The 15,976-nt window shown below is 40.9% G+C and carries 13 protein-coding genes; 7 read left to right on the top strand and 6 right to left on the bottom strand.

From position 1 onward, the window contains the following. Nucleotides 1-101 precede the first annotated feature (101 nt). The 5 genes from M2470_RS15150 to M2470_RS15130 are packed head-to-tail and all read left to right on the top strand — an operon-like array spanning nt 102 to nt 7,799. Nucleotides 102-2,945, top strand: coding sequence for a pentapeptide repeat-containing protein (locus M2470_RS15150; protein WP_280745779.1), 2,844 nt, complete (start codon nt 102-104; stop codon nt 2,943-2,945). Then, complete coding sequence (locus M2470_RS15145) at nt 2,946-4,391, top strand: GDSL-type esterase/lipase family protein (RefSeq protein ID WP_280745780.1); 1,446 nt, start codon at nt 2,946-2,948, stop codon at nt 4,389-4,391. After that, entirely contained in the window at nt 4,363-5,706 is a 1,344-nt protein-coding gene (locus tag M2470_RS15140) for a GDSL-type esterase/lipase family protein (RefSeq protein WP_280745781.1), read from the top strand. Before M2470_RS15145 ends, M2470_RS15140 begins: the two co-directional genes overlap by 29 nt. Then, nucleotides 5,681-7,246, top strand: coding sequence for an MBOAT family protein (locus M2470_RS15135; protein WP_280745782.1), 1,566 nt, complete (start codon nt 5,681-5,683; stop codon nt 7,244-7,246). The genes M2470_RS15140 and M2470_RS15135 overlap by 26 nt, the downstream gene beginning before the upstream one ends. A gap of 10 nt (nt 7,247-7,256) precedes the next feature. Beyond that, nucleotides 7,257-7,799: a hypothetical protein gene (locus tag M2470_RS15130; protein WP_280745783.1), complete on the top strand. Its 543-nt coding sequence runs from the start codon at nt 7,257-7,259 to the stop codon at nt 7,797-7,799. A 17-nt stretch (nt 7,800-7,816) separates the two neighbouring features. On the opposite strand, the gene M2470_RS15125 is transcribed toward M2470_RS15130, so the two are convergent. The 3 genes from M2470_RS15125 to M2470_RS15115 all read right to left on the bottom strand — a co-directional run bounded on the left by M2470_RS15125 (nt 7,817) and on the right by M2470_RS15115 (nt 10,014). Continuing rightward, nucleotides 7,817-8,794, bottom strand: coding sequence for a dihydroorotate dehydrogenase-like protein (locus tag M2470_RS15125; protein ID WP_280745784.1), 978 nt, complete (start codon nt 8,792-8,794; stop codon nt 7,817-7,819). Nucleotides 8,795-8,914: 120 nt separating this feature from the next. After that, entirely contained in the window at nt 8,915-9,577 is a 663-nt protein-coding gene (locus M2470_RS15120) for a YggS family pyridoxal phosphate-dependent enzyme (RefSeq protein ID WP_280745785.1), read from the bottom strand. Beyond that, nucleotides 9,574-10,014 carry a DUF4494 domain-containing protein gene (locus tag M2470_RS15115; RefSeq protein ID WP_280745786.1) on the bottom strand — a complete coding sequence of 147 codons (441 nt, stop codon included), beginning with the start codon at nt 10,012-10,014 and terminating at the stop codon, nt 9,574-9,576. Before M2470_RS15115 ends, M2470_RS15120 begins: the two co-directional genes overlap by 4 nt. 138 nt (nt 10,015-10,152) lie before the next feature. Here M2470_RS15115 and M2470_RS15110 point away from each other — a divergent pair, with 138 nt between their 5' ends. Then, nucleotides 10,153-10,401: a hypothetical protein gene (locus M2470_RS15110; RefSeq protein WP_280745787.1), complete on the top strand. Its 249-nt coding sequence runs from the start codon at nt 10,153-10,155 to the stop codon at nt 10,399-10,401. 94 nt (nt 10,402-10,495) lie between these two features. Here M2470_RS15110 and ndk read toward each other — a convergent pair whose 3' ends face one another. The 3 genes from ndk to M2470_RS15095 form a co-directional block, all read right to left on the bottom strand. Beyond that, nucleotides 10,496-10,957, bottom strand: coding sequence for a nucleoside-diphosphate kinase (ndk, locus tag M2470_RS15105; RefSeq protein WP_280745788.1), 462 nt, complete (start codon nt 10,955-10,957; stop codon nt 10,496-10,498). Nucleotides 10,958-11,003: 46 nt separating this feature from the next. Continuing rightward, nucleotides 11,004-13,547, bottom strand: coding sequence for a M12 family metallo-peptidase (locus tag M2470_RS15100; RefSeq protein WP_280745789.1), 2,544 nt, complete (start codon nt 13,545-13,547; stop codon nt 11,004-11,006). A gap of 403 nt (nt 13,548-13,950) precedes the next feature. Continuing rightward, nucleotides 13,951-15,459, bottom strand: coding sequence for a PepSY-associated TM helix domain-containing protein (locus tag M2470_RS15095; RefSeq protein WP_348524223.1), 1,509 nt, complete (start codon nt 15,457-15,459; stop codon nt 13,951-13,953). 155 nt (nt 15,460-15,614) lie between these two features. Between M2470_RS15095 and M2470_RS15090 the strand changes: the two genes are divergently transcribed. Beyond that, complete coding sequence (locus M2470_RS15090) at nt 15,615-15,971, top strand: hypothetical protein (protein ID WP_280745790.1); 357 nt, start codon at nt 15,615-15,617, stop codon at nt 15,969-15,971. Nucleotides 15,972-15,976: the final 5 nt, after the last annotated feature.

Raw genomic sequence — 15,976 nt, 5'->3', positions numbered from 1 at the left:
GCACGAAATTCATACGAGTAAAACAACAATTTTACCTCAGTTATATTATTTATTTTATACTTTTGTGTCAAACTTAATTGCAATGAGAAAAATACGAAAATATGAATGATTTGTCGAAGCCAGAGCGCTTTTTCAAGAAGTACAGACTATTGATCGTTTTACTGACTCTTTTCTTACTACCCTTTATATTAGTAGCCGGTGGAGCCCTTTTGGATTTATATGTGGCGGAACTATATACCTTTGGACTGAGTGTGCGTGATTTTTATCTGGTATGGGTTGCTGTCTTTGCCGTATTGGGGATAGGATATCTGATTTATTTGACACGCCGGAAGATAGATGCTCAAAAAGAATTGCTGCTTCAGCAAAAAGCACAATATGAGTTGGATAATATAACCCAGCAAAATAATCGTTTTACTAAGAGTGTTGAGCTACTGGGGAATGAGCAGGAGTCGTCCAGGATCGGTGGAGCTCAGAACCTTTATCTGCTGGCAAAAGATTATCCGGAACAATATGCTAAGTCTGTTTTTGACGTTCTTTGTTATCACCTAAGAACGATTACTAATAATCAGGACTATTTAGACAATCATAGCGAATGGCCTTCCGGTGAAATACCTACTCTTTTGAATTTACTCTTTAAAGACAAGGAAGACAGCGCTATTTTTAAAGAATTTCAGGCAGAATTGCAACATACTTATCTGGCAGGAGTAAATCTGGATGATGCCGGATTAAATAAGGCAAATATGACGGAGTCAGTGTTGGAGAAAGCCAACCTTTGCCGCGTGGCTATCCTGCATTCAAACCTGAGCCATTCTAATTTGCAGCAGATAACATTGACGAATGTGGATTTAAGCAATTCTACGTTTGAACATGTTGATTTAAAGGAAGCTGTCCTTAAAGGCACTACCTGTAAAAATGCGAATCTGAAAGAAGCGGATTTAGAGAATATTACTTTAACTGATGTTGTATTGGATGGCTCGAATGCCGAAAGTGCTTTGTTTAAAAAGGCTTCTCTGACAGGAGTAAGTATGCAAAACGTGAATCTGCATAAAGCCAATCTGGAAGATAGTGCTTTGGAGAATGTGAATTTGCAAAAAGCAAATCTATCGGATGCCAATCTGGAGTCGGTATCTATGCGTGATGTTACCCTTCAGCAGGCAATTCTAAGGAACACAAACTGGATGCATGCCAACTTAGAAAATGCAGACTTAGAAAATGCTGATTTGGAACAGGCAAACCTTAGCGAGGCAAGCTTGGTGAATGCAAACATGCTTTCGGTTAATTTATCGGACTCTATCCTATATAAAACAAATCTAAGTGACGCCAAATTGGATCGGGCAAACTTAATGAGGGTAGAACTGAAAGAGGCGAATCTTACAAAGGCCTCGCTGATAGGTGCGAATCTGCACGGAGCGCGACTGATTAAAACCAATCTGATACAGGCGGATATTGAGGGAGCCGTTTTGGCGGAAGCTCAGCTGCAACAGGCTGTATTGAAAGGAGCCAACCTGGACAAGATGAACCTGGAAAAGGCAGACCTTACCGAGGCTCTGCTGGAAAATGCTGTCTTAACGGCTAGCAATATGAACAAAGCTATATTGGAGCGAGCCAATCTTTCTAATGCAAATGTAAGTAATGCGAATGTAAGCGAAGCAAACCTTTATGAGGCTTGTCTTTGTGAAACGAACTTCACTGGAACCAACTTAATTTGCGCGAATCTGGAAAAAGCCAACTTAGGTAAAGCGATATTGAAAGGAACGCAATTAATAGATGCTAATCTGAAGAATACAGATGTAAGCAGTGCGAATTTCTTAAATGCTGACTTGGAACGGGCTGTTTTGGAAAATAGCCAGATGGAGAAAACCATCTTTGATAATGCAAATTTGCGGGAAGCTAATTTAACGAATACGAATTGTAAAGGGGCACATTTTGTTAGCGCAACAATGGAAAAAGCCTTGCTGCATAAGTCTTGTCTGGAAGAAGCCGATTTGTCGAAAGCCAAAATGGAAGGAGCTTTTCTTACAGCTGTTAATCTGGTAAAGGCAAATATGGAAGATGCGAGCCTTGTTGGAGCAGATCTGGAAAGTGCCAATCTGGAGAATGCCTTGATGATAAAAGTAAACCTGCGTGGTAGCAAACTAAAGTATGCCAATTTGCGGAATGCTCGTTTTGAAAGAGGCGTTCTCTCAGAAGCGAATCTGGAAGAAGCTAACATGGAACGGACAAACCTGAATGGTGCCAATCTGGAGAAAGCAAATATGCGAAAAGTCTACTTTGCGGATGCTTCTTTGGAGAAAGCAAACCTGAGCGGTATAAACCTGGAGGATGCCAATCTGGAAAGAACCAATTTGGAACGGGCTATTTTACTGGATGCCAATTTGGAACGGATAAACCTGACGGAGGCAAACTTGTCAAAAACAATCATGGAAAAGGTTAGTCTGACAGATGCCGTTTTATGCGGTGCCAATCTGAATGGTGCCAACTTGAATGGTGCGCTGATGAATAAAGCCAATTTTGAAGCAGCGAATCTGTCGGAAGTTTCGATGGAGCGTGTGTATCTGAAAGAGGCTAATTTGACGGATGCCCGCTTGGAATGGTCTGTTTTAGTTTGGTCTGACCTGGAGAAAGCCAAGATGAGTCGTGCACTTATGACAGGTGTGAACCTGAATGGAGCCAGTATGGCTGAAGTTGACCTGGAGAAGGCTAATCTGACCGGAGCAACGATGGTTGGTGTAAATATGGTAGGAGCTAATTTATCGAATGTTATAGCCGAGAAGGTAAACCTGAAAGGTGCTATTCTGAAAGGAGCCAATTTGAGAGGAGCCAACCTGGAAAGCGCGAATCTGGAGAATGCCAACCTGGAAAATGCCGATCTGGAAGGAGCTAATGTTCGGAACGTGAACCTGAAAAACGCGAATGTAAAAGGAACAATATTGGATAAGAGTTAAATGGACGCAGGCGATAATTTTGGCAGACTACTTACGCTGCTGTTAATTACATTAATCATTTGTGTAGGCTTATATTGGTTACCTGATTCTTTCCTTTCCCACAAGATAAAAAAGGTAGATCTGTTGTCCGATATCCGGGTAAAGCCGGTATCTATATCAATGGACTCCCTTCGTGCTCAGTTGTTACTGCCGGAGTTACCTGAGATTGATACGATTGCCGTCAATGATTCACTGATACAAGCCGGCTTGATAGATAAAAAGGCAATTGTTTTGCGCGATTCGCTCTACAAGGTCATGTCGGCCAGCCGGGGAGCTGATTCAAGCGGTGTTCATATCGAAGATTATTCCGTTGCTCATACGGGCTTGAAGCGTTTCTTTGCAGCATTGGGTCGAAGTGCAGAGCGCCCTGTTCGTATCGCATTTATGGGTGATTCATTCATCGAAGGCGATATCATGGTGGCTGACTTCAGGAACGAGATGCAAAAACTTTTTGGAGGGAGAGGCGTTGGCTTTGTTCCTGTAACCTCCAAAACCTCTCAGTTCCGCCCAACGATAGATCAGCAGGCAGAAGGATGGATCACTCGTTCAATCCTGTATGACAAGAAACAAACCTATACCATGCCGGGTATGACATTTGAGGTAAAGTCGGACGATGCCGCTTTGTCTTTCAAAACGGCAACCTATTTCAATCGCTTAAAGAAGGTATCTTCCCTCAAACTGATCTATGAACAAACGGAAGGTGTCTCTATGCAACTGGCATGTAATGGTTTGACGGATACGTTAACACAAGTAATAGCTACGCCTAATCAGATAGATCAGTTTGTGATTAAAAGTGATAGTATCACGGAAGGACAATTTATCTTCTCACAGGCAAAAGGTTTCCGTGCCTTAGGACTTGCCTTGGAAGACGACTGGGGAGTGGTGGTTGACAACTATTCGTTGCGTGGAAACTCCGGTTTGCTGATAGAGAACCTGGATCCCTTGGATTGTGTATCCTTCTCAAGAATACGCCCCTATGACCTGATAATTTTACAATACGGATTGAATGTAATAGACGAAGATATGCTGGAATATGGCTGGTACAAAGCGCGTATGGTAGAGGCAATCAGGCACCTCAGAAGCTGTTTCCCTGAAAGTGATGTCTTGTTGCTGGGTATCTCGGACCGTTGTAACCAATATAATGGAGAATTCGGAACAATGCCGGCTGTATTGGCGCTTCTGCATACACAGCGACAGATTGCCAGAAATGCCGGTATCCCTTTCTGGAACACATTCGGCGCTATGGGAGGAGAGAATAGTATGGTTCAGTTTGTAGATAAGGGTTGGGCCAGTAAAGACTATACTCACTTGAGCTTCAGAGGAGGGCGGGAAATTGCCAGAAGTTTAATCAAAGCATTAATGTTAGAAAAGAAGTTTTATGATGAAGCAGACAAGGTTATATACTGATACGATGCGCTTGCTTCTGTTTGTTGCCATACTGCTGTTTCCATGTATGCGGATGTATAGCGTAAGCGATACCATACAAACGAATCTTACATTCGTTGTTGATTCTTTGTGTATTGTAGATGATCCGGAGCACTCTCTGGATGCTTTCTTTGCCGAGTTGGATATGTTGGCAGCCGGAGCAGATACAACTGTTTCTATCGTTCATTTAGGCGACTCGCATATTCAGGCAGGATTCTTGAACGGAAGGGTTATGCGCTTACTGCAAGAGCAATACGGCAATGCCGGGCGGGGCTGGATCGCACCGTTTAAGATATCCAAAACAAATGAACCCGACGATTATTTCATTACTTCGCTTGTGAAGGAATGGGTGACCGGACGTGCCACTCAATCTGTGCCTAAATCAACGGTAGGGCCGGGGGGAATTGGTATTCAGACAGAATCTCCGTTTGTAAACTTTGATATTGCAATAGCTCCCAATAATGGAGCAGGCTATTGGTTTAATCAGGTGGTGCAGTACAGGGGAGATGAATCCATGCCAATGTTACCCGCCGGAGATGAACGGGATTCAACAATGATAGGAAGAAGCCATATAGCAATAGCTCCGGCTGTTTTAACGGATACGTTCCGCCTGCATGAACAAACGGATAAGCTGGAATTACAAAGCACAAGACGTAAAGAGGGAACAGACTCCCTGCTGACAGCCGAATCTTTTGAAAACATCTATTACGGCTTTAACCTGACAAACGGAAATCCGGGTGTCTTATATCATGGGATAGGGGTAAACGGTGCCATGTTTGTCAATTACACAGATGCGAGTTATGTGAAGCGATTAGCTCTGTTGAATCCTTCATTATTAATTATATCTTTGGGGACGAATGAGACTTTTGGGAGAAACTTCAATACTGCTGAATTTAGCGGGCAGGTACGTGCTTTCCTGTCTCTTGTACGGAAATATATGCCTCATACGGCTATCCTGCTAACCACTCCTCCCGAATGTTATAAACGTGTGTGGGTGAACAAGAAACGGACGTATACACGTAATGCTCATACCGAGAAGGCAGCTAAAGCTATCCGGGAAGTGGCCGAAGAAGAAGGCATTGCCTGCTGGGATTTATTTGCAGCAACCGGTGGAAAAGGGTCTTCGCAGAAGTGGTTTAACGGTAAGTGGATGGGGCGGGATCGTATTCATTTCACGAAGGATGGCTACCGGGAACAGGGTACATTGCTGTATAAAGCACTTATGAACCTGAAAATAAAAAGAGAAAAGGACAAAATAACAAACGATAAAGATGAACGACAAATTACAGCAGATTGATATTACCAGCTTTTTTTCGGGCTTGTCCTGGGAGAAGTTGGGCGAGCAATTCGTTTATCAGCCTAATGCTCCAATGCTGTTTAGCAGTGGTTTATTTTTCTTTCTTTTTATCGGTTTCCTGATTATTTACAAATCGCTGAAGAAGCATCTGCTGGCAAGGCTTGTCTATGTTACCTTGTTTTCTCTGTATTTCTATTATAAAAGCAGCGGTATTTGGTTTGTCTTATTGCTAGTTACAGCTACTTCCGACTTCTTTATCGGGCGTAAACTTCCACAGATATCATCTGCTTCCAGGCGTAAATGGATGGTGGTTCTCAGCCTGTGTATCAACCTGGGAATGCTGGCTTATTTCAAATATTTTAATTTCTTGTTGAGCCTTGGTGCTCAGCTGGGGCATGAGCTTGGCACTTTGCTGGGTAATGATACCTTGCAGCAAATCACATACGAACCTCTGGATATCTTTCTACCGGTGGGGATTTCCTTTTTTACCTTCCAGTCGCTCAGTTATGTTATCGATATCTACAGGCGGCAGTTGGAACCGGTGCATCGCTGGATCGACTATGTTTTCTATGTTTCCTTTTTCCCTCAGTTAGTAGCCGGGCCCATTGTTCGTGCCCGTGACTTTCTGCCTCAGATATATAAGGAGATAACAGTTACCCGGGCACAGTTTGGAGAAGGTGTATTCTTAATCCTGTGTGGCTTGTTTAAGAAAGCTGTTATATCAGATTATATCAGTCTTAATTTTGTAGACCGTATATTTGATGCCCCTTTGCTCTATACCGGAGTGGAAAATCTGCTGGGAGTCTATGGTTATGCCCTGCAGATTTATTGCGACTTTTCCGGCTATTCGGACATGGCGATCGGTATCGCTTTATTGTTGGGGTATCGCTTTAATATTAATTTCGATTCGCCTTATCAGTCGGCTACTATTACGGAGTTCTGGCGGCGTTGGCATATTTCCTTATCTTCCTGGCTGAAAGATTATTTATACATTTCTTTGGGTGGAAACAGGAAAGGCAAAGTGCGAACCTATATTAACCTGATAATCACGATGCTTCTGGGTGGTTTGTGGCATGGAGCATCCCTTCGTTTTATCTTCTGGGGAGCATTGCATGGGGTATCGTTAGCCATTCATAAGTTTGTGATGGGGCGTTTCAGTAGTTTTAAGCAATTAGGAACTCAGATGGGGTCTTTCAGACGAGTAGTAGGGATATTTATCACCTTCCATCTGGTTTGCTTTGGCTGGATATTCTTCCGGGCCGAGTCCATGCAGACAGCAGGGGAGGTGTTGACTCAGATCTTTACCCGTTTTCATCCCGAGGTTTTCCTACAGTTTGTGATGGGGTATAAGGGCGTATTTTTACTAATGCTAATAGGCTATATCCTCCATTTTATGCCTAAAAAAGCAGAGCAGGCAGCACAGGCTGTTGTCACGCGTTCTCCTTTAGTTGTGCAGTCTTTGATGTTGGTAATCCTTATTTTTATTGTTATTCAAGTCAAGAGTGCAGGTGTGCAGCCATTCATTTATTTCCAATTCTAATATAGTTGTTATGAGTGCATTATTTAAAAAGACAAAGACACCGCTTCCTGCTGTCAATAAGAAGGTTGGTTCACTTGTTATGAATGATAAACTTGTGATTATTGTAGGTGCTTCTAGAGAGGAAATAGAACTGCAGGTCAGGCAGTTTTGTAAACTGTATCACCGGAGCGACTATAGTATCCAAGTAAGGCTACATCCGATTGAAGACCGCATCCTGGCGCTTACTTTCCCCGAGGATTTGGATTTTGTTGTGTTCTTTTATATGATTAAGAGTCTGAGTGCCTCTTGTGTTGATACTTCTGCTAATGTATTGGGATGGTGTACTTTGCCCCCTGTGGATGTTTGTAATCCGATAAGTGCTCAGGCCATGCTTTATGTGCATAATGATGCAAAACTGGGCAGAAGCGTATTTGTGACTACACAAGAGAATGCTTGCTGGGTGGTTAATTTCGACAAGAAACGCTATGAATCCGTCCCATTGGTACAACACTATACCCGGCCTCCATATTCATTTCTGGAGGTCAAGCATCGTGAAGGTTATATCATTTCCTGATTTCTCTTATTGGTGTTTTAATCCCTGTTGGAGAAGTATTTCATGAATTGCGAACGTTCGTACATTCCCGGGTTATTGATGTTGGCATAGTTTAGTTTGCCCCGGAACTGTGATATCGAATTATACTTCGCTTGTGTCATCCATTCTTCTACGCAGGTTAATACCTGTGATATGATCTCAGAACCATGGGTGTAGACGGCGCTACACATCTGTACTGTAGAGGCTCCGGCCAACAGACATTTGATTACATCTTCCCAATCATGTACCCCCGTAGACGAAGATATGCTGAAGCCAGGTATTTTACCTGATACGATAGCTGTCCAACGAAGGGTATCTCCCAGATCGGCATGACTGCTGAATACATTGCCGGAAACAAGTTGAACGGTATTTATATCGATATCCGGACGGTAGAAACGGTTGAATAATACGATTCCGTCTGCCCCATTTATTTTCAGAATATGTACTAAAGCCGGAATATTACTGAAGAATTTACCGATCTTCATGATCACCGGAATGGAAATAGTTTCCTTTACTTTACGTATGATGTTTACGTACATCGCACGGGTAGAGTCGTAATCATGTGCCAAGTCTGTATCCATATAAAATACGTTTAACTCAAGAGCGTCGGCTCCGGCCTGTTCAATCTGACGGGCAAAATTAATCCAGGCATCCGCTTTATAGCAGTTAATACTGGCTATAATAGGAATAGAACATGTTGCCTTGGTTTTTTTAATTACCTCCAGATAGTTGTTTATTTGGTTGGTTTTAACATATTCCCTGATATAGTCGGTGGCTTCCGGATAATCGGAAATTTTCATTAAATCGGAGCTTTGCATCTCGATCTGTTCTTCAAACAGCGATTTCAGAACGATGGCACCGGCGCCTGCCTTTTCATATTCTTTATTACGTTCCGGGCTTGATGTCAGTCCGGAGCTACCTATGATAATTGGATTTCGTAGGGTTAATCCCGCATATTGAGTAGTAAGATCAATCATGTCTTCGATTTAATTTCGTTTAACTTTAATACTAACGTTATACAAATGTACATAATTATTTCATCAGACCTTAATTCAGGCTATTTAAAATGGTTAAAACAGGAGTAGGGCGTTTTTTGTTCAACGGCTTCCGAAGATGTAGCTGCCTATACGAACCATAGTACTACCTTCTGCAATAGCTAGTTCGTAATCATCGGTCATTCCCATGGATAATTGACAGAACTGTTCGTTTGCTCTGAAATAGCTGGTTTTTAGTTCGTTGAACAGACTTTTTAACGAGCGGAATTCATTTTGTACCTGTACTTTATCTTCTGTAAAGGTAGCCATCCCCATCAAACCGCATATAGATACATTGTTGAGCCCGGAAAGCATGTCTTTGGCTAGTAGCTCTCTGACTTCTTCCGGACTGAAACCATGTTTGTTTTCTTCCCTGGCGATGTGGATTTCCAGCAGTACACGGATAGTCCGGTTTTGTTTTGCTGCGTATTTATTGACTTCTTGCAATAGCTTCAGGGAGTCAATGCTATGGATCATGTATATAAATGGTGCAATATCTTTTACCTTATTGCTTTGCAAAGGGCCGATGAAATGCCATTCAATGTCTTTCGGCAGTTCGTTTTGTTTGGCTTTCAACTCCTGTGCCCGGCTCTCTCCAAATACCAGTTGTCCGGCCTGATAGGCTTCCATAATCGCGTCAGCCGGATGGAATTTGGAGACAGCAACCAGTTTTACATGGTCTGGGAGTGTTTTTTTTAATGATTCTATTTTTGATCCAACACTCATGACTTTTCTTCTGCCGAGAAGGGGAATACATCCATCAGGGCTGTTTCCGTTACAGATGCGATAGTATAGTCAGCCATTGTTCCTTTCATGCCTTCTTCCAGTATGGCGATGGCGCTTTTCAGGTCGGATGCTTGTGCCAGCATCTGAACGGCTGTTTTCTTTTCTGCTCCGCTTTTTTCGTCCAGTGAAATAAAATATACTTTTATCCGATAGAAACGATCTCCGTTTTCATTGAAAAATATTTCGGAAAAACGGGCACGTTTTATATCGGCAATAGTAAATTCGCCGGTAATAAACGGACGTATTTCTTCGATGATCCGGGCTTCGGCTTCCGTAAAAGACAAAGCATCTACTAAATAAGGTTCTGATACCTTCTTTTGCATCCCATTTTCAAGCATCTTTTCATACGATACTTTGCATTCAAACCAATTGTGCATAAATATTATTATTAAATGTATTTTTCGTGAAAAATCAAGGGCAAATATACAATAAATCATTGGAATTTGGTGAAAAATCCGGATTAATTAATATATTTGCTTTTGATATCATAAACCTAGAAAAAAATAGCAAAAACAATGGCAAGAAAGAAAATGACAGAAGAAGAAAAGGCATTGAAAAGAGCACAAAGAGAACAAGCTTATGAATTAGTAACAAAAGGCTTGAAGTATCTTACTTTTCCTGAATTAGAAGAAGTGATTGAATTAGCAATGCGTTATAAGAAAGAAAAGTTGGGCAAAGAGGAATTACGTTTGATCAAAGAAAAAGAAAAAATTGAACTGCAACTTAAGGAGCTGAAAAAGCTGGATTCCGCTGAAAACTTATAAGTATTATATCATCATTGTTTAAGATGTAATAAGGCGAGAGTAACCCCATCAGGTTACTCTCGTTTTTTTGTGTTTTAAACTGAATACAACCAGCCTATAGCTCATCAGGAGCATACGTGTTTCGGATGTTATTCAATTTATAATCATATAGTTCGTTTTCATTAAAGAAACGTTTTATTTCATTTTTAGCTGTTTCCGGCGAATCGGAAGAATGGATAATGTTTTCTTGTACACTCATGCTGTAATCTCCGCGTATTGTTCCCGGAGCTGCTTCTCTTCCATTTGTTTTTCCGGTCAGGTTTCGTACCACTTCAATGGCGTTTACTCCTTCCCAGCAACACAGAATTACGGGGCAGATCCGCATGGAGTTTTTTACTTGTTGAAAGAATGGTTTATCTTTCAAATGAGCATAATGTTCACTCAGAATTTCATCTGTCAACCATATCATTTTCATTCCGGCCAGGCGGAGGCCTTTCCTCTCAAAACGAGTGATAATTTCGCCAATTAATGCCCGCTGTATGGTACTTGGTTTTAATATGACTAATGTCTTTTCCATTTGTGTTGATATTAAATACAATGAATCCTAAAGATAGTTTTTATTTTCAGTATACGACTTTTATTATGTTATTCTCACATTTGATAATATAGATACCCTGGGCAGGAAGACTTATGCTAACTTCTTTATTCTTTGCTATATCTCGGCGAATCAGAATGCCGGAACTATTGTACACATACCACGACTTTCCTGTTGTTAATCCACTAACATACAATAATCCGTTTTCTTTCCATGCTCTCAGTTTATTCACCTGCGGATTGTCTTTTTCCAACTCTCCCATAATTCTTTCGAATGGTACTTCGTCTGTTACAGTCATATTGATAGAGCTGATGCTTGGTATTATGCAGTCGGAAACCTGTATTTCACTTACTGTTTTTCCAATAAAAGTACTCGGATCGCTCCCATACGAATAAGGGATGCCATATATGCTGTAACTACCTATATTTAAGAATCTGAAATCAGCTGTAGCACTCTGCATTTTAACCAGATTATCCGATTGGTCAACAGCTATGTATGTATAGCTTGTTCCGGGCGGAATCGCTAATTCGGGATAACAAATGCCGGGACCGTTTATTGAGATACTTAATTGCGTATTGGGTGGCGTATAATATATGGCCTTTATATAGTAAGTTGTATTAGCTTTTAATGATGCAGTAACTCTCTTGCTGTAATAGGTACTGGTACCATTCCCGGCCCAATATGCCGAAGAATTAATGAAGCTGGAGTGAGAAGTAGTATCGCTGTCGAATAACGTTAATACAAGGGGGTAATTTGCTGTAAATGTATATTTTCCATCTTGTGTTACTTTAATTTTTGAAGTACTTAAATAAACATAAAAACTGTTGCCGTTGGCAAGAGAATGGCAATTGGTTGAATGAATACTATCTCTCATATATATAGGCGAACTGCAGTACGCCAGGTTAAGCGAAAGTAAATTATTCCCCATAACAGGAGCCTCCGGACCCATATTCAGATTCAATGAATCATCTCCGAACATAGCAGAAACATCGCCATCAAACGAAGGATGACTTGGGTACGAATCACAGGCAGATACTACACGATTAATGATAATATTGTACTTTTTCGTAAAAGTACTATTACCTGATACCGCTGAAAGTGGGAAGATATTCTCGCCATAATTCAAAGCTGCATTTGTTACATTTCCATGTACCGTTGCATAATCGGTAGTGATACCTTCTATCGTAACAGTCTCGTCTTCAATAGTGAGTGTGTAGTTACTTTTGTCTATATCAAACCCTTCTATTGTCGTACCGTTTACTTTTAAATCGGTTAAAATCGTATGATTGATTATCTCTTTATAGGATGCTACAATGTGTTTGGTTTGCCGAATTGTACGAGCATTATCTGCTGTATTGTTATCTCCGATTGGTACATTGGTGCCCGGATAGGTTATGTCGGGGCTTGAAAAATAAGGGATTTTTATATAAGAAGAATTGTCGTTCCAATATCGGGGATTATCATACGTCATAATACTACATTTGTTCTCTCCGTTAATAACTCCCTTCCAGCCTGAAGAATAAAGATAAAGCCCCGGACCAGCATTTGCAAGCTGATCTTTATGATGGGCACAGCCCAGATTATGTGCCATTTCGTGTACCATTGTGTATGAGTGGCTTAGGTTTTGGATTTGCAGTAAAGTAAAGGCATAAGCTGGTGAGCCGTTCGGATTACTCAAACGCCAGGCTACCCCTCCTGTATAGTCAACTTTAGGGGTAAACACTACCAGATCAGCCTTGTGTAGCCTTCGGAGAGCATGTACTTCGTCCAACTCTCCATCATCCGGATTTGTCAGGTTATTTAAGTCTGTTGTATCGTTTAGTTCCTGATAATCGGTTTGGTAGCTATGAACTAAAGAAAAATCTACACCGAGATTAGAATTAGCAGATGCTTCATTGGCTCTTTGTATAGCCAAATCAATTTCAAGATCAATAGAGGATTTCAGATTATTCTCAATATATTCTTTTGCGTCTTTCGTATATACAACTAAAACATTGATAGTTGCAGGGGTGTTTTCATTGGCGGTTGTATTTTTAAGCTGCATTTGCGCAGAAGATAAAGGCTCTATTTGCTTAGGTGGCGAAAGGGGGGCGCATTGCGGTTTATTTTTCATTAACTCCTTCATTTTGTGTGCAGATAGATACCCGTCACTCAGTCTGCTTGTTGCAATATAGAACTCGTCCTTTTCCGGTAATTCCGTATTAATCAGAATACCTTTGTCTGAAACGGAAAGGTAGCAATAACCAAAATCCGTATCTTCAACCTTTGCCGTAATGCCGATTATTCCATTTTTATTTCGGGTAACTTTCTTAATTAAAGCGCGATACTGTTTGTCTTCAAAAAAATCAAGCAATAATATGTCGCCTTCATTTTCTTTGGTAAGTGACTTTAATTGCGAATTAGATTCAAATGTTCTCTGTTGCGGAGCGAGTAATTGTGAACTTCTCAAACCGGAGGATTCATCATTGATATTTATAATTCGTTGAGCGAATATCCCTTCGGAACACAGATGGAAAAGTATGAGAAACAGACTTAATACTTTTATGAATTTGAATAAAATATTTTTTTTCATAATCTATTTTAGCTTTTTAATAACAATAATATATCTACTGCCTTATAAATAAGCAGTTTTCTCCTCCAACAGTTAGTCTATGATTTTGCATTATAAATTACACAGTGAATATATGAAAAAATAATTTATTTTCTTCCTTTTTGATGTTAAAAGACTTGATGTCTGTTTATTTTGAACATAAAGAATACTTTTCTGTTAGAGGTACGTCTAATTTTATTTACACGTACCTTTAAATTGGTTTACACGTACGTCTAAATTCATTTACACGTACCTCTAAAATAATTTAGACCTACCTCTAAATTTATTTATACGTACCTCTAACAGAAAATAAAGCCGAGATGTTCCAGGAAAACAATCAGAATAATGCTTTTTTCCATAGAATGGTGTAGAAAAAGGATGTAAACTATTTTCCTTTTCGCTTATACCGCTTTTTGTATATAATGTATCCCGATAGCAGTACAAAAAGAGTGAAAAATCCCAAGAGAAATACGTATAGGTCGCTGAAGAAACCGATGATGGGTTCATAGATTCTGCCGGTGTGTATTTCGAGGCAGAGGTGCCATAAAGACATACGGCCTTTTTGGATGCTATCGGGCATAGGAGCGAAGTCTTGCTCCGAGTCGAAAACGATGGCTCCCCGGTTGTATTCAAAGATAACCAGCTTATCGGCAAAGTCGCCGGCATAGCCGCTGACAGGGTTGTTGGCTACAGGGCGGCCGCTCTTTTTTGCTTCTACCAAACGCCCGGTATAACTATCGACAATCAGCTTGTCTTCGCGGTCCCAATAGTAGAGGCCGCTGAAGGAGCCTACGATCCAGCCTGTAGCATCTATTTGCTCTAAAACGGTAGCTCCCATTACACTTACCGGAGGCGCTTGAACGATCTCCATCGGAGTATCTGTCAGTTCTTTCATCCGGTAGAAACCGCTTGAAGAATAAAGGATCCATTCGCTGTATGTTGTATCATAGCGGAGCATTCTTAGTTTGTCGTGCCAGGGATTGTCACTATTGAGGATCGTTCCGGGCAAGGTTTTTACCTGTGAGCGGATAATGGCAATCAATAGGGGAGGGCGTAGGAACATCCCTGATATCGTGAGTATAAGTAAGAAAATAAGAAACCAGCTTCCTACTTTATTATGCCAGCGAATCGACCATTTCATGTGAGAAACACTGCTTGCTGTTGGCTTGTTTTTCTTCTTTTTCCGTCTGATAATGCCGGGACAAATGAAGTAGATAAGACCTGTTATACACAAGATAATGACCAGAATACCAAGGGAGTCAACAAATAACTGGCCGGGGAGGCCGAACAATTCTCCGCTATGCAGCAGCCAGAGTGTACGGAAGAGTGTGGCCTTGCGTGTATACCCTTCGGGCTGAGGTAATTCACTCTTCTGAAAATGAGTAAAAGGAGCTGTTGCTATATATATGTTTGAACGGCTGACAACCACCAGGGTGTCTCCTTTTACCACCAGGTCTGCAATGCGTTCTTTGTTATCTATTCTGTCGGAAATCGTCTGCCAGGAGCCATCTTCCCTCAGTTGGTAAAGGTCGAATGTAGAAGCAGCAAAGAAGCTCTGTTGGCAGTAAACGATACGGCTAATGATTTGATTGTCTGTTCCTTTTTTTAGCCCTTTATTGAAGTCTGCGAATGAGGAATGTAGTGTGTCTGTCAGCCATATTCCGGCTCCTCCATATACTAACACCGAATCGGGAGATAGTTTGATACTCCCTTTTACAGACGCGTTATTCCAGTTATTATATTGGTAAACACCGGGTAGCAGAGATCGGGAGATATCTAGGGAAGAAACTACCTTCCGGTGATTCAACATTATACCGGAAATTGCCGACATTAACAGGAAAAAGGCAAAGAGTAAACCAACCCATTTATGATACTTTTTCAGAAATTTCATCATCTTTTTCAGCTCTATCCTGCAAAAATAGGATGATTCCGGATATGATGGTGTAATAAATGTTACAAAAGGATAGAATAATAAGGGAATATACCTATTAGTAGGTATTGGAGATTCTCTGATTTTATTAACTTTGCAGCCGGATTTTAAAAATAAAAATGAAGCAAAATATAAACAAGTATAAGAAGTGGTTTTTACTGATGCTGTTTGTTGCGTATTACAGCACTTCTGTTTTGTTTATGCACTTCCATTACAATAACGGCAGATTTTTTGCTCACTCCCACTTGCTGCCGATATCCGAACAATCCGTACCACATCATCACAATTCATTGGCCGAGTTATGGGTTGCCCATGACCTGGGAATGATACATATTAGTGATGTGAAGCTGGATTCTTTTCAGCTGCAATTATTTCATACAAATGTCATTAAAATTGCAGAACATACCGTATATCCGGACTATCTGACTCCGATTGCCGGACCTTTATCTCTTCGCGCCCCTCCTGCTCTTGTCTGAAAATA

Source organism: Parabacteroides sp. PH5-46 (genome assembly GCF_029892785.1).
Classification (GTDB): Bacteria; Bacteroidota; Bacteroidia; order Bacteroidales; family Tannerellaceae; genus DFXE01.
Note: the sequence above shows the minus strand (reverse complement) of the source record. Positions and strands in the feature narration are given on the sequence as shown.